The sequence below is a fragment of the Methanoculleus chikugoensis genome (genome assembly GCF_900095385.1).
GTDB lineage: Archaea > Halobacteriota > Methanomicrobia > Methanomicrobiales > Methanoculleaceae > Methanoculleus > Methanoculleus chikugoensis_A.
The window spans coordinates 68,935-92,577 of sequence record NZ_FMID01000047.1; the positions used below are offsets into that span (position 1 = coordinate 68,935).

General features: G+C 63.2%; 19 protein-coding genes, 1 tRNA gene and 1 pseudogene. 11 read left to right on the forward strand and 10 right to left on the reverse strand.

Annotated features, from left to right (window positions below; genetic code table 11):
• Positions 1 to 149: 149 nt before the first annotated feature.
• Both L21_RS10345 and L21_RS10350 read right to left on the reverse strand, forming a co-directional pair.
• Positions 150 to 3,329, reverse strand: coding sequence for an LAGLIDADG family homing endonuclease (locus L21_RS10345; protein ID WP_074370393.1), 3,180 nt, complete (start codon positions 3,327 to 3,329; stop codon positions 150 to 152).
• 10 nt (positions 3,330 to 3,339) lie between these two features.
• On the reverse strand, positions 3,340 to 4,308 hold the full coding sequence (locus tag L21_RS10350; RefSeq protein ID WP_074370394.1) for a replication factor C small subunit: 969 nt from the start codon (positions 4,306 to 4,308) through the stop codon (positions 3,340 to 3,342).
• Between the two features lie 186 nt (positions 4,309 to 4,494).
• Here L21_RS10350 and L21_RS10355 point away from each other — a divergent pair, with 186 nt between their 5' ends.
• The 3 genes from L21_RS10355 to L21_RS10365 are packed head-to-tail and all read left to right on the forward strand — an operon-like array spanning position 4,495 to position 8,672.
• Positions 4,495 to 5,253, forward strand: coding sequence for a hypothetical protein (locus L21_RS10355; protein WP_074370395.1), 759 nt, complete (start codon positions 4,495 to 4,497; stop codon positions 5,251 to 5,253).
• Positions 5,254 to 5,260: 7 nt separating this feature from the next.
• The gene (locus L21_RS10360; protein ID WP_074370396.1) at positions 5,261 to 5,995 is read left to right on the forward strand and encodes a metallophosphoesterase; all 735 of its coding nucleotides are present in this window, start codon (positions 5,261 to 5,263) and stop codon (positions 5,993 to 5,995) included.
• The gene (locus L21_RS10365; RefSeq protein WP_074370397.1) at positions 5,943 to 8,672 is read left to right on the forward strand and encodes a DEAD/DEAH box helicase; all 2,730 of its coding nucleotides are present in this window, start codon (positions 5,943 to 5,945) and stop codon (positions 8,670 to 8,672) included. The genes L21_RS10360 and L21_RS10365 overlap by 53 nt, the downstream gene beginning before the upstream one ends.
• A 496-nt stretch (positions 8,673 to 9,168) precedes the next feature.
• Here L21_RS10365 and L21_RS10370 read toward each other — a convergent pair whose 3' ends face one another.
• Positions 9,169 to 9,723, reverse strand: a complete 555-nt coding sequence (locus tag L21_RS10370; protein WP_178377718.1) for a TATA-box-binding protein — start codon at positions 9,721 to 9,723, stop codon at positions 9,169 to 9,171.
• A 128-nt stretch (positions 9,724 to 9,851) separates the two neighbouring features.
• On the opposite strand from L21_RS10370, the gene L21_RS10375 reads away from it, so the two are divergent.
• Both L21_RS10375 and L21_RS10380 read left to right on the forward strand, forming a co-directional pair.
• Positions 9,852 to 11,555 carry an AMP-binding protein gene (locus tag L21_RS10375; protein ID WP_074370399.1) on the forward strand — a complete coding sequence of 568 codons (1,704 nt, stop codon included), beginning with the start codon at positions 9,852 to 9,854 and terminating at the stop codon, positions 11,553 to 11,555.
• Positions 11,556 to 11,640: 85 nt separating this feature from the next.
• Positions 11,641 to 11,725, forward strand: a tRNA-Leu gene (locus L21_RS10380).
• Positions 11,726 to 11,827: 102 nt separating this feature from the next.
• Here the strand turns inward: L21_RS10380 and L21_RS14465 are convergent.
• Positions 11,828 to 11,956 carry a hypothetical protein gene (locus tag L21_RS14465; RefSeq protein ID WP_256713020.1) on the reverse strand — a complete coding sequence of 43 codons (129 nt, stop codon included), beginning with the start codon at positions 11,954 to 11,956 and terminating at the stop codon, positions 11,828 to 11,830.
• A 210-nt stretch (positions 11,957 to 12,166) separates the two neighbouring features.
• Here L21_RS14465 and L21_RS10385 point away from each other — a divergent pair, with 210 nt between their 5' ends.
• The gene (locus tag L21_RS10385) at positions 12,167 to 12,655 is read left to right on the forward strand and encodes an SAM-dependent methyltransferase (RefSeq protein WP_074370400.1); all 489 of its coding nucleotides are present in this window, start codon (positions 12,167 to 12,169) and stop codon (positions 12,653 to 12,655) included.
• 49 nt (positions 12,656 to 12,704) lie between these two features.
• Here L21_RS10385 and L21_RS10390 read toward each other — a convergent pair whose 3' ends face one another.
• A complete protein-coding gene (locus tag L21_RS10390; protein WP_178377719.1) occupies positions 12,705 to 12,959 on the reverse strand; it encodes a DUF2795 domain-containing protein in 255 nt (84 codons plus the stop codon).
• 374 nt (positions 12,960 to 13,333) lie between these two features.
• Positions 13,334 to 13,594: an RNA recognition motif domain-containing protein gene (locus tag L21_RS10395; RefSeq protein WP_048184174.1), complete on the reverse strand. Its 261-nt coding sequence runs from the start codon at positions 13,592 to 13,594 to the stop codon at positions 13,334 to 13,336.
• 267 nt (positions 13,595 to 13,861) lie between these two features.
• Between L21_RS10395 and eif1A the strand changes: the two genes are divergently transcribed.
• The gene (gene eif1A, locus L21_RS10405) at positions 13,862 to 14,179 is read left to right on the forward strand and encodes a translation initiation factor eIF-1A (protein WP_074370402.1); all 318 of its coding nucleotides are present in this window, start codon (positions 13,862 to 13,864) and stop codon (positions 14,177 to 14,179) included.
• A 78-nt stretch (positions 14,180 to 14,257) separates the two neighbouring features.
• Here the strand turns inward: eif1A and L21_RS10410 are convergent, their stop codons facing one another.
• On the reverse strand, positions 14,258 to 14,851 hold the full coding sequence (locus L21_RS10410; protein WP_074370403.1) for an MJ0548 connectase family domain-containing protein: 594 nt from the start codon (positions 14,849 to 14,851) through the stop codon (positions 14,258 to 14,260).
• 26 nt (positions 14,852 to 14,877) lie between these two features.
• Here L21_RS10410 and L21_RS13910 point away from each other — a divergent pair, with 26 nt between their 5' ends.
• From L21_RS13910 to L21_RS10425, 4 genes are all read left to right on the forward strand, one after another.
• Complete coding sequence (locus tag L21_RS13910) at positions 14,878 to 15,180, forward strand: hypothetical protein (RefSeq protein WP_143727277.1); 303 nt, start codon at positions 14,878 to 14,880, stop codon at positions 15,178 to 15,180.
• A 68-nt stretch (positions 15,181 to 15,248) separates the two neighbouring features.
• The gene (locus L21_RS10415; RefSeq protein ID WP_178377720.1) at positions 15,249 to 15,677 is read left to right on the forward strand and encodes a HAMP domain-containing protein; all 429 of its coding nucleotides are present in this window, start codon (positions 15,249 to 15,251) and stop codon (positions 15,675 to 15,677) included.
• 62 nt (positions 15,678 to 15,739) lie between these two features.
• Positions 15,740 to 16,519: a roadblock/LC7 domain-containing protein gene (locus L21_RS10420; protein ID WP_074370405.1), complete on the forward strand. Its 780-nt coding sequence runs from the start codon at positions 15,740 to 15,742 to the stop codon at positions 16,517 to 16,519.
• Positions 16,520 to 16,747: 228 nt separating this feature from the next.
• Positions 16,748 to 17,077 carry a hypothetical protein gene (locus L21_RS10425; RefSeq protein ID WP_074370406.1) on the forward strand — a complete coding sequence of 110 codons (330 nt, stop codon included), beginning with the start codon at positions 16,748 to 16,750 and terminating at the stop codon, positions 17,075 to 17,077.
• Positions 17,078 to 17,099: 22 nt separating this feature from the next.
• Here L21_RS10425 and glgP read toward each other — a convergent pair.
• From glgP to L21_RS10440, 3 genes and pseudogenes are all read right to left on the reverse strand, one after another.
• Positions 17,100 to 19,346 (reverse strand): annotated as a pseudogene (gene glgP / locus L21_RS10430) (alpha-glucan family phosphorylase).
• A gap of 429 nt (positions 19,347 to 19,775) precedes the next feature.
• The gene (gene malQ, locus L21_RS10435; RefSeq protein WP_074370407.1) at positions 19,776 to 21,272 is read right to left on the reverse strand and encodes a 4-alpha-glucanotransferase; all 1,497 of its coding nucleotides are present in this window, start codon (positions 21,270 to 21,272) and stop codon (positions 19,776 to 19,778) included.
• A 13-nt stretch (positions 21,273 to 21,285) separates the two neighbouring features.
• Positions 21,286 to 23,640, reverse strand: coding sequence for a DUF3536 domain-containing protein (locus tag L21_RS10440; protein ID WP_074370408.1), 2,355 nt, complete (start codon positions 23,638 to 23,640; stop codon positions 21,286 to 21,288).
• Positions 23,641 to 23,643: the final 3 nt, after the last annotated feature.

Here is a 23,643-nt window from a genome sequence, read left to right on the forward strand (position 1 = left end):
CCAGAAAAATCCGGCGTATTCCCCTGAAGACAGGGTAGCCGCGACTTCCCGCCCCTCCCGCGTGGGGATACCTACTCGAAAGCCGTGCCGGGAATCTAACGCGAGAAACCCGGTCTGCCCTTCGCGAGAAAATGGGCAGCCCTCTCCCCTCACCCGATCAACTTCACCAGCCCGTGCCGGGGCTCGAGCACCTCGCCGCCGCGTTTCAGCTGCTCGAGGGTGTGCTCGATCTTGTCGCGGGAGAAACCCTGCTGCACCAGGATCTCGATCACCTCGTCGACCCTCGCCTGGCCGCCGGAGTCGCCGGAGACGTTGCGGATCGTCTCCTTCACCGACCGGATGATGTCGCGCTGCGACTTCGTGACCCCGGTCACGAGCTTGTCGATGTCGAAACTCCCGCTCTCTGCGTCGTAGGCCACCTGCCGGAGACAGGCATCCACGATCTTTAATATCCGGTCGGTGTCCTCCGTATCGACGGTGTTCGAGAGCCGCATCCTCGCGCTCGCCTCCGCAAGCCGGACCAGCGCCTCGAGCTGCCGGGCGGTGACCGGGACGGGCTTGTTTCCGCTCGCGAGGTTCCGCAGGCGCATGTAGTAGGCGATCAGCGCCTCCTTCGCCCCGTCGGAGAGGATGGGGAAGCACGTCCGTTTCGCGTAGGCGATATACTTCCGTAAGAGTGTCGGGTCGATGTCGGGGATGACCGGCGCAAGCGCCCGCTCGATGTACTCGTCGTCGACGTCGGGCAGCGGCTCGTACGCGTGCTGCTTGATGAGCTCGCCCACACTGTGAGTCTTGATGATGTGTTGCGCAATCGCCCCGTCGCGCTCGGCCTCCGGCTGATCGGTCATCACGAAGATGAGGTCGAACCGGGAGAGGAGCGATGGCGGCATGTTGATCTGCTCGCCGATCGGAACGAACTGGTCGAACCGCCCGAGTTTCGGGTTCGCCGCGCCGAGGAGGGCGCACCGGGACTTCAGGGTCGCGGTGATGCCGGCTTTTGCGACCGAGATCGAGTTGCCGCACCAGACCGGGATGCCGCTACGCCGGACATAGAGGATGTGGTTTGGGACTTCGAGACAGTAGATCGTGCCTTTATACGGCCGCTTCTCGATCTGCCGCTGCCCGTTGGAATTGACGTTCGGCTCGTTCTGGCCGTCGCGGATGCAGGTCACCTGGAAGATATCGTGAGTAATTACTGAAGTCCCTCCCCGCGGGTTGGGTATGACCTCCCCGGCCTCCCGCCTGAGGTGGACGTTCCCCGACCACCCTTTCTTCAGCAGGAGTTCGGTGACGTCGTCGGCCAGTCTCTTCGAGGAGGTCGTGTATATCGAGACCCCGGTCGTCTTGTTGACGTATCCGTCACCGAGCATGAGCGCATCGAGGAGTATCCCGATCTGCTCCGGGGGGAGGCTCTTCGCGTAGTCGGGGACGTACTTCTCGTAGCATTTCCCGAACGGCGCGAGGTGTTCGGCGAGCTGCTTTGCGTTGATCGAGAAGTTCTTGCCGTCGTAGGAGAACCGGAACGGCAGCCGTTCAAGACACTCCCGGATCTTCTCGGCCGACTCCGGGTTCGTCTGAGATATTATTGTGCGGTAGGGCACCCCGGTCTTAGAGTGCCGCTGGACGGACCCCTCGGAGAGGAAGTAGCCCAGGAACTCAAGCCAGTCGTCCATCCCGACGGTGACGGGATCGGTGAGTTTTCCTTCGGCGTTCTGGTTCGCGAACTTGACGACGGGCGGGATCTCGTAGGTCTCCTGCCGCTCTCCGGTCCATACGGCGTTCTTCTTGAACCGCATCCGCTTGTGGATGGGGATCTCGTCCATGCGGACGAGCCGGAACCCTTCCCACTCATCGGCGCGCCGGTTCAGGTTGACATACATCCGGTGGTTCGGCGTGACCGCGAGGTCGACCTGTCGGGATCTGACGTAGTACATCTCGGCGTCGTACTCCGATGCCACGAAGTTGGACGGGGTTGCGTACTCGAGCCTGCCGTCGGAAGAGAGGGTCGCGACGCGGTCTTCGGCGGTGACGTCGCAAAAGAACTTCCACCCACTCTCCGTGAGGACCTCGGTCTCGTCGTCGTAGCACTGCTGCTCCATCGCCTCATGGAGCGCGCTCCGGTCCTCCTTTGCCATCTTGTCCATCTCGTCGACCGCGGCGATCCCCATATCCGCGAGTACCAGCGCACCGGCCTCGAGCGTCCACCGCCCGTCGCCGAACTCGTCCTTGACCGCCGTCGCCGTCAACCCGGCGGAGGTCGACGACTTGCCGCTCGTGTAGATCCCGCGGGGCGAGAGTTTCACGACGTACCGCAGGATCTGACTCTTTGCGATACCCGGGTCGCCGACCAGGAGGACGTGGACGTCGCCGCGGAGGCGGGAGCCGTCCGGCATATCCTTCGCGATCCCGCCGAAGAGCTGGAGCGCGATTGCCTCCTTCACGTCGTCGGTGCCGTAGATCGTCGGCGCGATCGACCGGGCGATCTTCTTGTAGACCATCGGGTCGCGGGCGAGCGCCATGATCTTCGCCTCGTCCTCCTCGGTGATCGAGACCTCCTCGAACTCCTTCTCGGCAACCTCGATCGAGTTGCACTCGAGATAGATGTCAAAGAGCGTGCTCTTCTGGCCGTAGTTGATCCTCTGCACCGACCGCAGGATGCCGTTCACCACCACCCGGTCGCCCGGCGAGACCATCCCGGTCAGGTCGTCGGTGACGTCGATATCGAGCGTCTGGGGCTGTTCCCCGCCCCGGAGGCCTTCCGGAGACTCCTGGATCCGGAGTTTCTGGGCATCGACGAACCGGCACCGGTTCATGACGAGATCGAGACGGGTCTTCCTCTCGCAATTTGGGCAGAAGTCGGGCTCGTCGAACCGCCCGTAGCCCTGGGGTACCGGGTCGGTGTACTTGTCGCAGGAGCGGCACCGGAAGACCGCGGTGACGATCCGGGGGCGGACCTCCGTGGTCTTTCGGAGGATCCCCTCGATGGCGACGAAGGTGTTGATCTGGTCCGCCCGGATGTCGCGGACGTCGGTCTTCTGCGGCAGGTTCGTGAACCGGATGTTGACGAGATCCGGATCCTGGCCGTCCTTCAGCTTGAGGAGTTTGTTCTGGACGATCGCGTCCTTGATATCCCCGATGACCTTCCCCGGGCTCCTCAGGAGTTCAAATGCCAACCTGTTGTTCAGGATCTTGCGGTAGTCGATGATGAGTGAGTGGTTGTGCGGGTACTCGCGGGAGAGTTCGGCAAGCTCGCGCTTGTACTGTTTCTTCAGAAACTTCGTCCACTCGCCGACGTTATCGGTGACTTCGACGGTTATCTCTTCGGTCAAGACGGAGTCCTCAACGGTACTGCTCTGCGGCGAGGACGAACCGTGCGAGCAGCGCCTCCATCTGGATGTCGCTGCTCGCCCCTTCCGAGAGGCGGAAATCGGTCTCGCCGAGGGCGTCGATCAGTTTCACTTTGAGCGTCCGGTCAATATCGCGCTGGACCAGCGCCCGGTAGCACTGGTTGATCAGCTCGTTCGGGGCGATGCCGCGGCCGCGGGTCAGGTCGGAGAGCGCCTGCTCCGCCTCGTCGAACTTCCCCGCTATCGAGAGGTCGAGGAGTTCGTCGATCTCGTCCGGGCGGGCGGTCGCGGTGATCGCGTAGACCGTCTCCTCGTCGATATCCTTCCGGACGATCGCGGCACCCTGCAGGGCGTTGATCGCCTTCCTCATATCCCCCGAGGCGACGTAGACGATGGCGTCGAGCGCACCCTGTGTGACCGTAAGGCCTTCGACCGCGGCGATCCTCCTGGTCTCCTCGATGACCGCCTCCCGGTCAAGCGGCCTGAACCGGTAGATGGCGCACCGGCTCTGGATGGGGTCGATGATCTTCGAGGAGTAGTTGCACGAGAGGATGAACCGGCAGGTTCGGGCGTAGGTCTCCATCGTCCGCCGGAGAGCCGCCTGCGCGTCCGTGGTGAGCGCGTCCGCCTCATCCAGGAAGAGGATCTTGAACGTCGCGCCGGCAAGCGGCGACGTCCGGGCAAACTCCTTGATCTGGTTCCGGACGACGTCGATTCCCCGCTCGTCGGAGGCGTTCATCTCCCGGAAGTTCATCTGCCAGGAGTCGCCGAAGAACTCCCGGGCGAGCGCCACGGCGGCGGTGGTCTTGCCGATCCCTGCGCTGCCCGTAAAAAGGAGGTGCGGCAGGTTTCCGGTCTTCACGTAGGACTGGAGGCGTACCACGATCTCCTTCTGCCCGACCATCTCGTCGAGCCTTTTGGGCCGATACTTCTCTATCCAGATGGTGTGGTTGCCGTCCATTTGCATAGGTGTTGGTGCTCGTCCATCGTAAAAGGATCGTCATCCGTTCCGGTGATCCTTTTTAGAGGGTTGAGGGCGAACAGGTAGGTACCGAAACGCTATGGAACTGCCGGTGGTTCGTGTGGAGAGTCGCAAGGTTCTCCCGCACCGGCATATCCGCACCCCCTTCCTCGAACGGACGGATGTATGGAACCTGTAGAGCGGGTATTTGCGCAGGACTTCTCCGCCGCCCGGCACACGGCGGACTCCGGCGACGGCCGGGGCGGCTCGTACGTGGTGACGCCGGGTGCCGCCTGGTGCCGCCGCCTCTTCATCGTCGGCGCCCTTACCGAGAAGAGGGGAAGCGGCGACGTCATGCAGGCCCGGCTTGCCGATCCGACCGGCGCGTTCCAGGTCTCGGTCGACTGGCAGAGCCCCGACGCGGTCGAGACGCTCGGCTACATCGAACCGCCCGCGTTCGTCGCCGTCACCGGCCGGGCGACGTTGACCGGAACCGGTGAGCGAGCGTGCGCGACGGTGGAGGCCGAGGCGCTCTCGGTGGTGAACCGCACCGCCCGCGATCTCTGGATGCTATCGACCGCCGGAGCGACGCTTGACCGGCTCGAAGCGCTCCTCGACGGCAGGGACGAACGGGCCTCGGCCGCCCGCCGCCTCTACGGGACCACGGACGAGGATATCCGCGGGATGGCCGCGATGGTGCGCACGGCGCTTGCAACCGTCCGCCCGGATATCGCCGTCGGCGAGATCGCACCCCTCGCCGCCCGCGACCTCCTCCTCGATGCCCTCGAAGGGGAGGGCGGCGCTCGGGGCGTCGAATTTGAAGACGCCGTCGCCGCCGGGGTGCGGGCGGGACTCTCCGCCCGGGATGCCCGCGCCGCGCTCGAGGAACTCCTCGCCGCAGGGGAGTGTTACCAGCCCGCATCGGGCATGATAAAACTGATCTGACACGATAATGCACCTTCATTTCATCGAGAACGGCCCGGCCCTCCTGGTCGAGAGCGACCGGCGGGTGCTGGTCGTCGCCGACCTGCACATGGGCATTGAATCGGGCCTCGAACGTCACGGCGTGCACATCGCGAGCCGGAGCGCCGCCCGGGCCGACCGGGTGGTCGCCTGCATCGAGGAGGCAGAGCCCGACCTCCTCCTCCTCCTCGGGGACGTCAAACACAACGTCCCGGTGACGAGCAGGCAGGAGTACCGGGAACTTCCCGGCATCCTCCAGTCGTTTCGGGACCGGGTGCCGATAGCCGTCGCCCCGGGCAACCACGACGGAGGTATCGGGCGGTTCCTCGAGCCCGGCGAACTCCTGCCCGCCGAGGGCACGCTCATCGACGGCGTCGGTTACCTCCACGGTCACACCCGCCCAGCCCCCGAACTTCCCGGCCACCTCATCGTCCTCGGCCACCACCACCCGGTCGTCTCGCTCGTCGACGCCGTCGGGTGCGCCGCACGCGCCCGGCCGGCCTACCTCTACTCGATGTTTGAGGAGCCGTCCGGGGAGCGCACCCGGCTCCTCTTCGTCCCGGCCTTCAACGAGTTCGCGGGCGGGATCGACGTCGGACGGCTGCGCGAGAGCGGGCTCGGCCCCCTCTCCCGGTGCATCGACCCCAATTCCGCGGAGGTGTTCTTAGCAGATGGCACGTACGTCGGCTCCCCGGCCACGCTCTGCCCCGCAGACGACTGCTGACCTCCTCGACCCGCGGGTGCTGGAGGTCGTTCGGAAGCGCGGGTTCACCGAGTTCTCGGAGGCACAGGAGCAGGCCATCCCGCGGCTTCTTTCGGGGGAGAACCTGGTCCTGGTGGCGCCGACCGGGACGGGGAAGACCGAGAGCGCGATGCTCCCGGTCTTCGACCGGCTCCTCGAGACCACCGGCGCGGGGTTCAAGGCGCTCTACATCACCCCGCTCCGGTCCCTGAACCGGGATATCCTCAACCGGATGGAGTGGTGGTGCCGGGAGCTCGGCCTCTCGGTCGGTGTCCGGCACGGGGACACGCCGCAGAACGAGCGGCGGAAGCAGGCGCTGAACGCCCCCGACCTCCTCATCACCACCCCGGAGTCGCTCCAGGCGCTCTTCATGGGCAAACGCCTCAGGGAGCACTTGAAGAACGTCAGGTACGTCGTCATCGACGAGATCCACGAACTCGCCGACAGCAAGCGGGGAGCGCAGCTCGCGGTGGCGCTCGAACGCCTGGCCGAATACGCGGGGGAGTTCCAGCGGATCGGCCTCTCGGCGACCGTCGGGAACCCCGACGATATCGGCCGGTTCCTCTGCGGGGCAAGGCCGTTCTCGCTCGTCGAGGTGCCGGTCGCGAGCGGCCTTGAGATCGGCGTCCGGTTTGCCGGGGAGGACTTCGGCACTCAGGCGCGTGCCGTCGGGAAGTGCCTGGACGCGCCGGGCTCCACCCTCGTCTTCGTCAATACCCGGGTGACCGCCGAGGCGCTCGGCCACCACCTCTACTCCCGCGGCGACGTCGAGGTCCATCACGGCTCGCTCTCGCGGGACGTCAGGGTCGACGCCGAGGAGCGGTTCAGGAAGGGCGAGATCCGGACGCTGATCGCCACGTCCTCGATGGAACTCGGGATCGACATAGGGCACATCGAGCACGTCGTCCAGTTCGGCTCCCCTCGGCAGGTCTCGCGCCTGGTGCAGCGGGTCGGCCGGGCCGGTCACCGTCTCGACGCCGTCTCGCGCGGGACCGTCCTCGCGACGGGGTTTGACGACCTCTTAGAGTCGCTCGTGATCGCGCGGCGGGCGAAGGCGAACGAGTGCGAGCGGATCGTCCCGCCCGCCGGCGCCGCCGACGTCCTCGCGAACCAGGTTGCGGCGATCGCGGTCGAGTACGGCGAGATCGAGATCTCCCGCGTCCGGAAGATGATCGAACGGTCGAACATCTTTGCGGGGTCTGGATCGCTCCTCGACGACGTCTGCCGCCAGATGGCCGAGCACCGGCTGATCCGGCTTGACGGGACCCGGATCGTCCGGACGGGCCGGGCGCGGCGCTACCTCGTCGAGAACCTCTCGATGATCCACGACGAGCGGAAGATGGAGATCTTCGATATCGTCTCGCGCCGCACCGTCGGGACGCTCGACGAGTCGTTCGTCCTCGGGTGGATGCACACCGGCGCGGTCTTCATCACGAAGGGCCAGCTCTGGCGGGCGCTCGAGATCGAGGGGACCCGGATCACGGTCGAACCGGCCACCCGGGCGAAGGGCGAGGTCCCGTCGTGGGAGGGCGAGCAGATCCCGGTGCCGTTCCCGGTCGCCATGGAGGTCGGGGCGCTCCGGCGGACCCGGGCGTTCTCCCGCTACTCGGACATCCCCGGTGTGATCGCCTACGCGGAGCGGTTCATCGACCGGATGGACGAGGGGCGCTACCCGATTCCCTCGGACACCCTCATCACCCTCGAGAACGCGGACGAAGGCGTGGTCTGCAACGTCTGCGGCGGACACAAGGCGAACGAGGCGCTGGCCCGGGCGCTCTCGGTCCTCCTCTCCGCCCGATACGGGACGACCGTCGGGATCGAGGTCGGAGCCTACCGGTTCCTCCTGCGGCTGCCCTCCCATGTCCGGGCACTGGAGGTGCAGGAGACCCTTGCGGCGCTCGAGCCCGAACACCTCCCCGGGATCCTGAGGCTCGCCCTGAAACGGACGGCGCTCTTCAAGTGGAAACTCGTGCAGGTGGCGAAAAAGTTCGGCGCCATCGACGCGGACGCCGACTACGAGCGGTTCAGCATCCACCGGCTCATCGACCTCTTCGACGGCACGGTCATCGCGGCCGAGGCCTACCGCGAGCTCTTCAGCACCTCCATGGACACGGAGGCGGCGCAGGAGATCCTCACCGCCGTCCATGACGGCCGCATTGCCGTCGTCACAGGAAGGCTGAGCCCGCTCGGGAGCGACGTGCTCTCGTCGTCCCGGGACATGATCCCGCCGCCGATGATCGACCAGGCGGTGATCGGGACGCTGATGCGGCGCCTCGAGAAGGAGGACGTCGTCCTCTTCTGCATGAACTGCCGGAAGTGGAAGAGCCGGACGGTCATCGAGCGCGTCCCCGATAGGCCGCAGTGCCCCCTCTGCAGCGCCCGCCTCATCGCGGCGCTGAAACCCTGGGACGAGGACCTCATCCCGGCGGTGAAGAAGAAGACCAAGTCCGAGGAGGAGCGGGCGATCGAGATCAGGTTCCTCCGGAACGCTAACATCGTTCTATCGAGCGGAAAGAAGGCGGTGACCGCCCTCGCGGCCAGAGGCGTCGGGCCGGAGGCGGCCTCACGGATCCTCGCGACCCTCTCCGAAGGGGACGCCTTCTACCGGGAGATTTTGAAGGCCGAGCGGAACTATGTGAAGACGCATAGGTATTGGTGAGAGGGTTGGAGTTTGCCGGCACCTAGGGCCACCTGATAGTGGCTTTTGAGTATAGCCTGTGACTGGGGGTGGCGGCGGAAACTAGGAAAAAGCCCGGTATAGTGGACTGTGGGAGTATCGCCATGCACTGCCCCCGCCCCGCAGGAAGGGGGAGGAGGCCGGAGGCCGGGTGGGGTGGGGGTTATGGGTATCCCATTAATGGGGTAGAGACAGGGGAGGGGGGCACGCCCCCTCCCCGCGAGCCGCCACCCCCAATGGCGATATCCCTATGAAAGCCGTGCATGTGAACTGCGACGCAAGAACAGCACTCTTGAGTAAGATCGACGGCATACGCTTGATGCACGAGTCCCCTCAGATGCGGCCACCAAAATGACCTACTTCAGGCCCGGACACTCTCCCGTCACGTATCGGCAGAACGCCCGGAGTGACAGATCATACCCGGCCAAAAAAACAGGAGCCCCCTCTCCCAATCAGAAAAACGCAACCAAAAACCGTTTCACATGATATTTTCGAGCCGCTGCTCCAGGAAATCCAGTCCTCTCTTGATATCTTCAATATTCTTCCCGCCGGTCAAGATGATCTTGCCGGAACTGAAGAGAAGGGCGACGATCTTCGGGTCCTCGATGCGGTAGACAAGCCCCGGGAACTGCTCGGGCTCATACTCGATGTTCTCGAGGTTGAGGGTGATGACCACCTTGTTCAGGTTGATGTACCTCCCCATGTCATACGAGCAGACCATGTTCGTGATCGCGACCTGCGGCACATCGTAGGTATCCACCCCGGCGTCCCGTAGCGACTGCATGATGATCTCCAGGCCCGGCCGGAGGTCGGATTTCTTCCTGATTCCGGTAAGCACCACTTTTCCCGAGGAGAATATCAGGGATGCGATCTTGGGGTTCTCGATGCGGTAGACCGCCCCGGGGAACCTCTTCGTATTCAATTCGCAGTTTTTTATTTTTTCAGATACGTTTTCGAGGTCGATTGTGTCGGCAATCACCCCAGAGGCAACGATGTTCTCAATTTTCAGTGACTCGTATCCCTTCTCAGCCATCGATATGAGTATCATTTTTTGAACCATAATACTAATGGGTAATCTTTATGCCTATTCCGGATACGGAGCCCGTTTCAGCTTCGTGAATACTTTAAACCATAAACGCGCAACTTTTAAGGGACCGCGTTATGGGAGATGAAGAGCAAAAACCACCGTCCTACGAGGACCTGTGCGCCGAATTCAAGATAGACGTCCCTGAATACTATAACTTCGGCTTCGACGTGATCGACGCATGGGCAAAGAAGGACCGGAACAAACTGGCGATGATCTGGGTTGACCAGAAAGGAAACGAGAAGAAATACACCTTCTTCGACCTCATGCGCCTCTCGAATCAGGCCGTCAACATCTGCCTGAAGTACGGCATCAAGAAAGGCGACCGGGTGATGCTGATGCTCCCCCGGACGCCTGAATGGTGGGTCTTCGTCATCGCGCTCATCAAACTCGGCGCAGTCTACTGCCCCGCGACGACGATGCTGACCCCCAAGGACCTGAAGTACCGCATCCAGGCGGCCGATATCCGGATGATCATCACCATGGCCGAGCACGCGGACAAGGTCGAGGAGATCCGCGAAGAGTGCCCCACACTTGCCGTCCGGCTCATGATCGACGGCGTGCGGGACGGGTGGGTCAGCTACCCCGTCGAGCTCGACTACCCCGCGCCCTGCTCGCACAAACTGGTGAACCTCCCCGGCATGCACCGGACGAAAGCAATCGACCCGCTGCTGATCTTCTTCACCTCCGGCACCACCGGCGAGCCGAAGATGGTGGTCCACAACCACTCCTACCCGCTCGGGCACCTCGTCACCGCGCAGTTGTGGCACGACCTGCACTCGAACGACCTGCACCTCACCATCTCCGATACCGGCTGGGGAAAGAGCGCGTGGGGGAAACTCTTCGGTCAGTGGATCGTCGGCGCCTGCATCTTCGTCTACGATATCCGGGGCCGGTTCCACGCCACCGAGATCCTGCCGCTGCTGGAGAAGTACGGGGTCACGACGTTCTGCTGCCCTCCGACCATCTACCGGATGCTGATCCTCGCCGACCTCGACAAGTTCGATCTCGCCGACATGCGCCACTGCTGCAGTGCCGGCGAAGCACTCAACCCCGAGGTGATCCGGGCATGGGAAGAAGGGACCGGGAGGACAATCTACGAAGGTTACGGCCAGACCGAGACGGTGCTCTGCATCGGGACGCTTCCCGGCATGAAGCCCAAGCCCGGTTCGATGGGAAGGCCGATGCCGGGCTGGCATATCGAGCTCCACGACGACGACGGCAACCCGGTCGGCGTCGGGGAGGAAGGGCGGATCGCGATCAACGTCGAGCCCCGGCCGGTCGGGCTCTTCTCCGGTTACCTGAACAATAGCGAAGAGAACCGCAAGGTCTTCTCGGGCGGGTTCTACTACACCGGCGACAAGGCCTATATGGACGAGGACGGCTACTTCTGGTTCATCGGGCGCGACGACGACGTCATCAAGTCCTCCGGCTACCGGATCGGGCCGTTCGAGGTCGAGAGCGCCATCATGGAGCACCCGGCCGTCCAGGAGGCGGCGGTCGTCGGGTCGCCCGACGTGCTTCGCGGGCTGGTCGTCAAGGCCTTCATCGTCTTAAAGCCCGGGTACCGGCCCACGGAGTCGCTGGTCAAAGACATCCAGAAGCAGGTCAAGCGGGTGACGGCGCCGTACAAGTATCCCCGCCTGATCGAGTTCGTGGAGTCGCTCCCGAAGACCATCTCCGGTAAGATCAAGCGGCACGAACTGCGCGAACTGGAGATGCGGCGGTTTATGGACAACAACTCCCGGGACTCTCCCGGCATCGGAGAGGGCGGGGAGTGATTACCTTTATTTTGTTGGAGATGCTACAGTATTGGGCGCGAAGAACGCCGGGACACGCCAACGGCTGAGGTTCGCCAACATTCGCGCGAGAGTTGCCAAGCCAGGTCAAAGGCGCCAGGTTCAGGGCCTGGTCTCGTAGGAGTTCGCCGGTTCGAATCCGGCCTCTCGCATGCGCTTTTTCAGGATTACTCCGATCACGGGATACGTTTAGCGCCGTCGTCCGGGGAGTTTGAAAACGCCGGAGACGGGAGCGGTCGGCTGCGCCCGGCCGCTCAGTAAACGATCGTATTGTCCGGTTTCGGCTCGTCCTTTTCTTGCTTCCGCGTGATGATGAGATCGTCTGCACCCCAGCAGAACCTGTCCGCGGGGTTAGGCATCTTCTTCTCCGTCTCGTCTGCCATGTCGATTAATCCTCCTCTCGGGGTCTCCCCATTGGGGCATTAGGCGGTTCTTCTTTATATTCCCATGGAAAACCGCCTCATAACATCTCCGCTCCCGCTCCTGCAGCAGGGAGGGGAGGCGATTCGGGCGGTGCCGCAACCCTGCCACGGGGCAGACTCGAACCCCTTTTATCCTCCTGCTCCAACCCTGAACCAGGGAGAGGCATCGTTATGGATACGCGCACCTTCACCGTAAAACCGGTCGGCATCGTGCATGCCGACGATGAATCGTTCTCGATCGAGGTTGCCGGGCCGTTCCGGCCCGCGCTCCAGGAACTGGAGGGGTTCAGCCATATCGTCGTGCTCTGGTGGAGCGACCGGGTCGATACGCCGGAGTGCCGGAGCGAGACGGTCTGCAAAAAACCGTACACGAGGGGGCCGGAAACGGTCGGGATCTTCGCCACCCGGTCACCCGTCCGGCCGAACCCGATCGCGCTCTCGGTGGTTCCGGTCGTGGATATCGATACTGCATCGGGCATCATCAGGGTCGCGTATATCGATGCCGACGACGCGACGCCGGTGCTGGACATCAAGCCCTATCTCCCGGCCACCGAACGGGTTCGGGAAGTGGGTGTGCCTGCCTGGTCGTCTCACTGGCCGCAGTGGTACGAAGAGAACCCGGGGTTCGACTGGGCGGCGGAGTTCACCTTCGAGGAATAAGGGATACAAAGAATCGCGACTGACGCCGCGGTGCAAAAAATATGTGGGGTTATTTAACCCTGCCGAACTCCCGGCTCACGTCTGCTGCGGACTGGAAAGACTTGTCCTGGAACATCTCGAGGACCTGGATCACCGCGTCGGGTGCGTTGTTCTTCCGTGCGTGGCTGATCAGGTCCTGCTTACCGGCGGGGTAGTCCATACCGCTGAGGAACTTCTGGAATGCGGATGCACTCAGTTCCTGGACGGAGGAAGCCTGTGCTGCAGAGGCCATTCCGCCTTTAACTGAAGGTCTCTCTTCTGCCATAGTTCTCACCACCTCATTTACCTGCATCCCGCATCGCGAGACACAGGCCGCCACCATAGCTCCGATCAAATAAAAACGTTGCTGTCGCGTTTGGAGAAAATACCTGCAATACGACGAGAGGGAGTTTCGGGCTGGGGGTGGTGGCGGCTGCACCGGGCGGGCAGGTCACCCATCCTGCCGCACAATCGCACGGGAGATAGCCTCATGACGGGAGAGCCAGCATTCCGGATCCGTACCCGGTCACGTCGGAACGCCTGCAACGACAGGAACCGGGAACGGAACCGTCCATACCGGACAATCAGAGGTGAGGTTCGCATGAACCCCGACTCTTCAAAAATGTGAGATATTCGGAATACTGTTCTTCGGGGATATGCCTAGTACCGCCTGAAGTCGCTTCTCGGTCTCGGGGGCCGAGCTTCGTCGATCTTCATGGTACGGCCTTCGAATACGGTGTTGTTCAGGGCTTCCTTTGCTGCCTCAGCCTCTTCGGGGCTGGACATCTCGACAAACCCGAACCCTTTGCGCTCGATGACTCTGACGTCGTTCACCGTCCCGTACTGGCTGAACAGTTCTTTCAGTTGCTCTTCATTTACCGAGTAGGTGAGGTTACCGACGTACAGCTTGTTGCTTTCCATTCAAAGATCCTCTTCACACATGTACGCTCAAACCTTAATTATTCTTCGGAAGAAAAACCGGAGAGCGGTTTGGAGTCAACTCTCCCGGCAGGTGGCCGCACTCGCTGCCGGCATCATGCCTCTAAACCGGAAGGCCGTCCACTCTGTGGTCGCGGTTGTGCGGATCTTCCCCGGGACAGATACCTTAATGGTGGCCCGGGTCATTGATATACACTCCCAGGAAAATATTGGGCGGGCCGCACCGCCGCCTGTTAGGGAGTTGATTAACTGACAAATACACGAGGGACACAGAATAACGAAGGCAACGAGATCATTCGCGTACGGTTGCCGAAGAAACGGAATCGCGAGATCTTCGGCCGAGCCGACCTGATGCTCGGAGCAAACCACATCCGCGTCCGCTGCGAGGACGGCGTCACGCGCACGGGAAGAATAAAGGGCAAGATCAAGAAGCGGCTCTGGATACGCGAAGGCGACCTCCTGATTGTCGTCCCCTGGAGTTTCCAGGATGAGAAGTGCGATATCGTCTACCGGTACATCAGGCCCCAGGTAGACTGGCTCAAAAAGCACAACTATCTCAGTCAATAACCCCCGCATTTTGCGCGCCGGGGCTTGAGGCATCGTCGCCTGTCTCCGGCAGGGCTCCGTACCTGATCGGGGGCGAACTCAATCCGGGTTTTGTCCTTTTCGGGAATCGTTAGCGATAGCCCCCGAGATATCCGCCGCGATATCGGTATGCACCAGTACGAACGTTCTGCTCACCGACGCCGTTACGCTTGCCGCTATCTGCATGGTGAGCATGATGAGACGCAGGGCATCCTGGATCGTTCCCCCTTCCCACATCCCCCGGATGCACTGGTTGGCAACCTCTTTCGTGATATCGTTTCCCAGCACCACGAAGTTGCTCGCTCTCCCCCTCTGCGTCACCCGCAGCCGTGAATCGACGACATCGGCGATCGCGTACCTCCCCTTCGTAGCATAGAGCCTCCTTCTTGAGGTCTTCACCCCCTCCGTCTCGGTCACCTCGCCGACGAGCACCCCGTCCCGCTGCGAGACCTTGGCTTTGTCGTCCCGGACCCGGACCGTCACCCCGATCGCGTCCGCCCGCTCCGCGAGGTCTCTGTCGGAGGCGATCGAACCGCCGTAGAGTTCGCGCTCCAGCTCTTCGATGAGGGAATCGTCCCCTCCGAACGCGATCTCTCGCATATCTCCCGCCATCACGGCGCCCTGTTCTCCGATGAAAGCAATCACAAGCGTCATACCACGAACCCTCAACCCCCGCCACGGTGCGGGAGGCTGCGCTCATCCCAACTCCTCCGTACCCGTATCAATCTGTCGATGCCCCTCTGGACAGCCGTTTCACGCCGGGCGTTCTGCAGTCCGGAGAACGCCTCCCGGGCAAGATGCCCGGCAGGCCCGGGCGTGAAAAACATTCGCAGATTGCAGCGGGAGTAGAAACGATCTTCATACGTACGTATATACTGAAATTCAAGGACACTGTGATATCCGGGAATTCCGGATATTATGTTCAAAGGTACATAAAAATGCCTGAAATCGCTGACTGCCTATTTAGATCTATTAAAATCTGATATATTGACTCTACATCATTTTTTGGTAATGAATAAATTAATATACTAAAATGGGGAAATACTCTCTCATGGCTGATACCTTCTCGCAGGAGATCGGGGTGTTCCAGGACGGCCTCACTATCCAGATCCCGATCTTCTACAAACTTATGGCGAGCATGCTCACCGTTGCGGTCATCCCCATCTTCCTGCTGGGAATCGTCTCGGCGGGGGACACCGGGAGCGTCATCGCCACGCTCGGCCTGCAGAACAGCATCATCATCATGACCCTGCTCACGGTCTTCGTGGTCTTTATGTGGAGTTTCTTCCTTGCAAAGAGCATCACGAACCCCATCGAGCAGCTATCGAAGGCCGCGACCAGTGCAAGCCAGGGCGATCTCACAAACGTCGAGATCACGGTGACGAGCAACGATGAGATCGGCGAACTCGCAGTCGCGTTCAACCGCCTGATCAACTCCTACATGATCCTCGACACCCTTGCCAAGGACGACGCCGAGTAGGGGAAACGGGCGGTGAAGACGCTTGTTTTCGACAGATTGGATGCGGTCGGGCAGGGTTACGAATGACGGATAATTTGCCGGACGGAACGGCCATCGGAGAGATGCAGGCGCCGCTCCGATGGATCTTCTCCCACACGACCCGTTTTTCCGGAGTGGTACGGATCAGGATGCAGGACGGAGAGGGGTTTATGCTGGTGCGGAAGGGAGAACCTCTCGCCGCACAGTTCATGCACCCGCTGAAGTCCCTGAGCGGGCCGTCGGCGTTGAAGTACTTCGGCAGTCAGCCGATCCTCGACTTCGGCCTCTACCGGTACGAGCCCGGGGAGATGCAAGCGGCTCTCGCTGTATCGGCAGAGATGCAGGCCCTCCTGCAGCCCGGCAACGGCTCTCCCGTGACAGGCCAGTCCGCGGAGAACGACGGGCAAGAAGATGTCGTGGCCGAAACTGTGGAGAACGAGAGGCAGGAAGATACCGGGGCCGGGGCCGCGGAGCACGAAGTCGCTGCATCTTCCGGGGATGAACCCGATCCGTTCGGGGCGCTGCTCCGGCATCCCGGGGTGACCGCCGTTGCCTGTTTTGCCGACGGCCTCTGCACCTCATCGGTCGGGAAGATCGATGCCGACTATACCGTCGCCGTTGCCGAAGACCTGCTCCGGTGGGCGTTCCGCCTGGAATCGATTGCACCGTCACACGGGGAATTCGTACAGATGACAATCTTTTATCGCGACGGAAACATCATTGTCGCTCCCTACGGCAATGAATATCTCTGTATCATTACCCGGCCGGAGGTGCAGTTCGGTCGGATACGGCGGATGATCAGGGAGATGCAGGGCAGGGTCTGAACATCTCCCGCACTGAACCTCTGAAATACCCATCCGTTTCAGTGGACTGTCCTGTCCGAATCAGCAGTATTTTGCTGTTCCAGCAGCAGAATAACCATTTTATAATAGTTGTTCCATTCACCCGCCCCTCATGGCAAGACGGATGGCGGCAGGATGGAGCGGAGATACCCCTGCCCGGCAGCGGATGCACGGGGTGCCCGATGACCCGGACGACCCGGGGGGTTGGCTATGACCGGCAAGAAGCGACGGACAAAACGCGGTCTTGCATTGGCAGACGAAGCGACCCGGCAGCGGGTCGCGAAGATCGGCGGGATGGCGCCGCACACCGAACGGGGTCTTCGGGCGGCAAGCATTGAGACCCGGCAGCGGGTCGCGAGCGCCGGGGGCAGGGCACCGCACACCGAGCGGGGTCTTCAGGCCGCCGACGAAGAGACACGGAAGCGTGTTGCACGGGCCGGCGGCAGAACACCGCATGGGGAGCGGGGCACCGGGGAGGGGCGAAGGAGGGGGGCCCGTAAGGGCAACCGCTCCGGGATCGCCCCGGAGGTCTCCCTATAGGAGGGCCCGGCGTCTCACGTGCTCACGGGGAGAAGAGATCGTCAGCTTCCTTCCCCTGCACCTGCGGGTTCCAGACCGGCGATTGCCGGGGTTTCGCCGTCGCCGGGTTTGGGGCGTATGCCGTCCCCGCGGCCTTCAGGAGCGACGGGTAGTACCGGGCGACGTACTCCTTCACCATCCGGCGGGATGAGAACCGGGGGCCGTTGCTCTTGATCGCCTCTTTCATCATCGTTACCCAGCCGTGGGGGGTACCGTCGATGGAACGGTCGTAGTAGAGCGGGACGACCTCGTTCTCCAGGAGGTCGTAGATCGCCCCGGCGTCGACGGCGTCTCTCGCCTCGCAGTCGGCTGCCGCTTCCCCGAACGCCCATCCGTTTCTGCCGTTGTAGCCTTCGATCCACCACCCGTCCATGATGGAGAGGTTCAGCACCCCGTTGAGCGACGCCTTCATCCCGCTCGTGCCGCTTGCCTCCATCGGGGGCAGGGGGTTGTTCAGCCAGACGTCGACGCCGTGCACCAGGTACCGGGCCACCTGGTCGTTGTAGTCCTCGATGAACGCGACCCGCCCTCCAAACTCCGCGTCCTGCGTGTAGCGGTAGATCTGCCGGAGCACTTCCTTGCCCTCGTTGTCGGCCGGGTGGGCTTTACCGGCGAAGATGATCTGGACGGGGCGCCAGGGGTTGTTCAGGATGCGTTTCAACCGGTCGAGATCCTCGAAAATGAGGTATGCACGCTTGTAGGTCGAGAACCGCCGGGCAAACCCGATCGTCAGGACGGAGGGGTTGAGGAACCCGCCTCCCGCTGCCGGGTTCGGCGCCCCGCCGGAGCGCGCCGTCCATCGGAGCCGTTCGCGCTCCCGGAGCCGGTTGATGAGTTTCGTCTTCAGCCGGAGATGCAGTTCCCAGAGTTCGGCGTCCGGGATCTCGTCGACGAGTTCCCATATCGCCGGGTCGTCGTGCTCCGGGAGCCAGTCGGGAGACGTCGGCCCGATATACCGGTCGTAGAGCGCCTTCATCCGGGGGTTCAGCCAGGTCGGCACGTGGACGCCGTTCGTGACGTAGTCGATGGGCGCCGCCGATTCCGTTGTCCCGGGCCAGAGGCATTGCCACATATCGGAGGCGACGGCCCCGTTTGCGCGCGAGACCCCATTATGATGCGCCGACGCGCGCAGGGCGAACGCGGTCATGTTGAATCCCGAGGCGGGGCTCTCCGGGTGGACGCCGAGCTGCAGGAACCTCGTCCGGTCGATGCCGAGCGCCGCGTAGTAGGGCGCGAAGTAGCGGTCGATGAGGTCGACGGAGAAGACGTCGTGGCCTGCAGGAACGGGCGTATGCGTGGTGAAGACGGAGGTCGCCCGCACCTCGCGGAGCGCCCCCTCAAACTCCATCCCCCGCTCGACCCGCTCGCGGATCCGTTCGAGCAGCGCGAACGCCGGGTGGCCTTCGTTCAGGTGCACCGCCGCGTACTCGATGCCGAGGGCGTGGAGCACCTTCCTCCCGCCGATGCCGAGGACGATCTCCTGCCGGAGCCGCTGCTCCCGGTCGCCGGCATAAAGACGGGACGATATGCCCCGGTTCTCGGGGTCGTTACAGGGGATATCCGTATCGAGGAGGTAGAGCGGGATCCTGCCGACCTGCACCTTCCGGGCGGCGACGTAGATGGGCGGGTCGATGTGGGGAACCCGGACCACCAGGTCTTCGCCGTCGGCATCGAGCACGGGGGTGACGGGCGCCGCATCGCGGTCGAAGGGTTCGGTGACGTCCTCCTGCCAGCCGTCGGAGTTGACCTGCTGGTGCAGGTAGCCCTGCGAGTAGAGGAACCCGACGGCGACCATCGGGAATCCGAGGTCGCTTGCCTCCTTCAGGTGGTCTCCGGCGAGGAACCCGAGCCCCCCTGCGTAGATGGGAAGCGAGTGATGGAGCCCGTACTCCGCCGAGAAGTAGGCGACGGGAAGCGGGGATCGGTCGCCGTACTCTTCAGCAAACCAGGTTCCGGCGGCGCTCATGTACGTCCTGAACCGGTGCATGACGATCTCGTAGCGGTGGCAGTAGGCGGGGTCCGCCGCCGCCCGGTTCAGGAGCTCGACCGGGATCTCGCGCAGCATCCTGACCGGGTTGTGGGCGCTTGCTTTCCACGCCTGGTTGTTCAGTTACTTGAAGAGTGTCCGGGCTTCCGCGTTCCAGCTCCACCAGAGGTTGTATGCGAGGTCGACGAGTCCGGAGAGCCGCTCCGGGACGTGATCGAACTGATCGTGTATGGAGTATTCCATGAATCCTGTCCCCTTTTGGTTGGTGTACTGTCCCTGTTTATTATTATATATGTTTTCATATTTTCTCAAAATAGTGAGAAAATAAAAAATAGGTGTTAATATGGTGCTTGTTGAGAGGCGTCAGGATCTGAGCGGCGATCCTGGTGAATGGTGCGCCGGGCGTCTGCGGGATGGATGAAGGGAAGGGGCTGGGGGTGCAAGGGGTTGCTCGGCCACTTCCTGTTGTGATTCTCCCACGGGGCGATACGGTGACGATGTAGGGCGGGTTTAACTCCTCTGTTGGTTGCTTCGTTCTTACCTGTTGCATATGGTGTGCACGGATTCCCACTGGATATCGCCACTAGGGGTGGGGCTGACGGGGAGGGGGGAGCATCCCCCCTCCCCTGTCTCCACGTTGTAATGAATCTCTGTAACCCTCAACACCCCCCCTCACCCCCTCCCATAAATCCCCGTCGCCTCGGCAAACTCCCGCATCCCCTCTTCACCCATCTGGTCCGGCCGGAGCCGCCACTCCCAGTTCGCCTCCGTCGTGCCCGGCCGATTCATCCGCGCCTCCTCCCCGAGGCCGAGGATGTCCTGCATCGGGACGATGACGGTATCGGCAGGGGAGAGCATCGCGAGACGGATGAGGATCCGGTACACCTCATCGCCGCTCACCGATCCGCCGATGTAGCGGAAGAGGAGGTTCTTCTGCTCCTCGGAGGTCTCGTGTTCGAACCACCCCCGGACGGTGTTGTTGTCGTGCGTTCCGGTGTAGGCGACACAGCCCTTTGCGAAGTTGTGCGGCGCGTGCGGGTTTTGCGCGACGTCGCCGGAGAAGCCGAAGGTCATGATCTTCATCCCCGGGAACCCGAAGTAGGCCATCATCTCGTGGACGTCGGGGGTGATGTGGCCGAGGTCTTCGGCGATGATGGGAAGGCACGGCCTGCTCCGGGCAAGCAGGGTGAAGAGGTCCCGGCCGGGGGCATCGACCCAGCGCCCGTTCCGGGCGGTCTCATCGCCGGCAGGCACCTCCCAGTACTGCACGAACCCCCGGAAGTGGTCGAGGCGCAGCCGGTCGACGAGAGCGAGGGTGCGGTCGATCCGGCTCTCCCACCACGCGAACCCCTGCTCCCGGTGCGCATCCCAGTTGTAGACCGGGTTCCCCCAGAGTTGCCCGGTATCGCTGAACGCATCCGGGGGCACGCCCGATACGGCCGCCGGTTTCTTCTGCTCGTCAAGTTTGAAGAGCCCCGGGTTCGCCCAGAGATCGACGCTGTCGTAGGTGACGTATATGGGGACATCCCCGATGATCTGGAGGTGGCGTGCGCGGCAATGGACTTTCAGCGCCTGCCACTGCCGGTCGAAGACGTACTGGAGGAACTTCTCCCGCAAGATCCGGTCGGCAAGTTCGGTGCCGCGTTTTCGGAGCGCTTCCTCGCGCCGGTCCCGAATTCCGGTCGGCCAGTCGCTCCACACCTTTCCCGGGAACTCACCCTTGAGGGCAACGAAGATAGCGTAGTCGTTGAGCCATGACGTGTTTCCGGCCGCAAAATCCTCGTAGCGAAAATCGCAGCCTTGCTGCTTGAACCGCTCGAACGCCGTATCGAAGAGACCGTTCTTGTAGTCGAGAACCGCATGATAATCAATCCGGTCTCCGGAAAAACCGGGTGGGTCTGAGATATCCTCCGGGGCAAGGAAGCCGTCCGCGACCATCTGCTCGGGGCTGATGAGCCAGGTGTTCCCGGCGAACGCCGAGGTGCTCTGGTAGGGCGAGTTGGCGAACTCCGGGCACGTCGGGTTGAGCGGGAGGATCTGCCAGTAGCGCTGCCCGATACTGCTGAGGAGATCCACGAACCGGTATGCCGCGGGCCCGAGATCGCCGATCCCGTATGCCGACGGCAGCGACGTTATATGCAGGAGAACCCCGCTGCTCCGCCTGTTCATGTCCGATCCGCCCTCACGTCACCCGCACGCCGAGGCATGCCGCCGCTCTCCTGAAGGCTTCTGTCCATCGTTTTGCACCCCCGTCACCCCTGCCGGCACGCTCCCGCATCTCCGCGTAGTTCCCGCGCATCCCGACGCAGATCTTCCGGCTCGCCCATAGACTGAGCGGCAACGGAAATACCTTTGCACACCCGACGATGCGGGAGATCGCTTCGAGCGGGGCCGGATCATCCGGCCGGGCCGCCGCTTCCCGGAGAGCGAGCGTGATCCGCCTGCTCGCCGCCGCCCCGAGGGCCGCGAGATCGGGCTCGGTGATATCCTCCCGCACCTCCTCCACGAGCGCGAAGAATCGCCCGGGGTCGGGGCATCCCTCTCCGATCATCGCGAGCAGCCGCTCGGTGCGGGCATGCGCCAGAAGACGGGCGGCGGCTCCCGGTATGGGGATCCCGAGGTCTTCGAGCACCCTGATTGTCGCCGCCGAATCACGATAGACCTGGGAGACCGCTTCTCCGATAACCGGCGCGATCTCGCGGGCGATCGTCCACCGCTCCTCTTCGGAGAGGTCGGACGCGGTGTAGACGCGGGAGAAGGTTCCGGATATCGCTCCGGCCGGGTCGGAACTCTCCCACACCGTCCTGAGCGCCTCATCGCCCCCGGGTTCGCGCACGCCGATGACAACCCGGTCAAGCCCGCCGAAGAACGCGGCTGCATCGAAGAACGCCTCTTCCCCCGTCGCCCGCGACCGCACCCGGACGGTCCCGAGGATACGATCTCCGGCGGCCGGGCGGTACGGCCAGTCTCCATGAACGGCGTACATCCCCGATGCAGCCGCAGGGTGCTCGAGACCGAAGAGCGCGTAGAGAGCGGCCCCGGCTGCGATCCGGGGAAGATCGACCGCTGCCGGCCGGACAAGGGCATCGTAGACCTCCGCGCCGGTCGCGTACCCCGGATCGTTCACCGGAGCACGGCGGAGGATCTCGACGAACGCCGCTTCGATGTCGAGGTCGAGAACCTGCCGGGCAAGATCCATCGCCCGTTTCGCGTGCCGCATCACCTGGACGCTCCCCGGCTCCGTGATGTCGTCGAAGAACCAGCCGCAACTTGTCTGCATCAGCATCGCCTGCCGCTCAATTTCAAGGAGGAAGAGCACCCGCCGCCGGTCATCGGGAGAGAGGCCGCCGGACGCGTGCCGGGAGAAGAACGCCGAAACGCTCTCATCCGACCACCGGTCGAGGACGAGATCGACGGCGTCGTCGCGGACACCGGCCGCGATCGCCTCCTCCGTCCGGGGAGCGAGAGCGTCCCTGACCATGGCGATCGCCTCCCGGAGCGGGCACCGCCACGCCTGCGACCAACCGGGATGCGTCCCGCTATGGCACCCGCACGCCCCCCGCCACCGCTCGACACCGTGGGCGCAGCTCCACGACGTCCCTTCGCGGACGAGCGCCTCGTGCGTGGGCGGGTGGGCCTCGAGGTACTCGCCGTAGACCGTGAGGCGGACGTCGCGGTGCGCCTCGATGACGCGAAGGCAGCGGGCGAGCGCCATCTCCCCGAACGTGCGGTGATGGCCGTAGGTCTCGGCATCGGTTGCGATATGCACGAGTTCGGGGCGGTCCTGTTCCCGGGAGAAAGCATCCAGCAATCGCCCGGCGAACCGTCCCCCGTCGGAGAGCAGGTCGCCGAACGCGACATCGCGGGCTATTGCCCCGTTGTAGAAGAAGACCGCGATGCTCCGCCCGGAGGGGAGACGGCAGAGATAGGGCATCCTTGTCTCGACCCCTCCGCCGGAGACGTCCGTCCAGCCTTCCTCCCCGATCTCCCGCACGCCTGCGGCCTGGTGCGGGGCGAGGATGGTAAACCGGATCCCTGCTGCCGCCAGCAGATCCAGGGACTCGATATCGACCGCAGTCTCCGGAAGCCACATCCCTTCGGGCATTCGGCCGAACCGTGCCGTGAAATCGCGCACACCCCAGGCGACCTGGATCTGTTTATCCCTCCGGGTCGAGATGGGCATGATGGCGTGGTTGTAGCAGCAGGCGATCGCAGACCCGTGGCCGCCGTAGCGTTCCCGGCTCTCGCGGTCGGCGTCGAGGATCGCATCGTACACCTCTGGGTGGTGCCGCTCGAGCCAGGCAAAAAGCGTTGGTGCGGCCGTGAAACTGATCCGTGCGTAGTTGTTCACGAGATCCTCGATCAACCCGTCGGCGTCGAGGATGCGTGCGGCGGTGTTCGGGGCGTAGCACTCCGCGGTCACCCGCTCGTTCCAGTCGTGGTACGGCGCGGCGGAACGCTGCACTTCGACCTCTCCGAGCCAGGGGTTCTCACGCGCGGGCTGGTAGAAGTGACCGTGGATGCAGACGGCACGCATCGT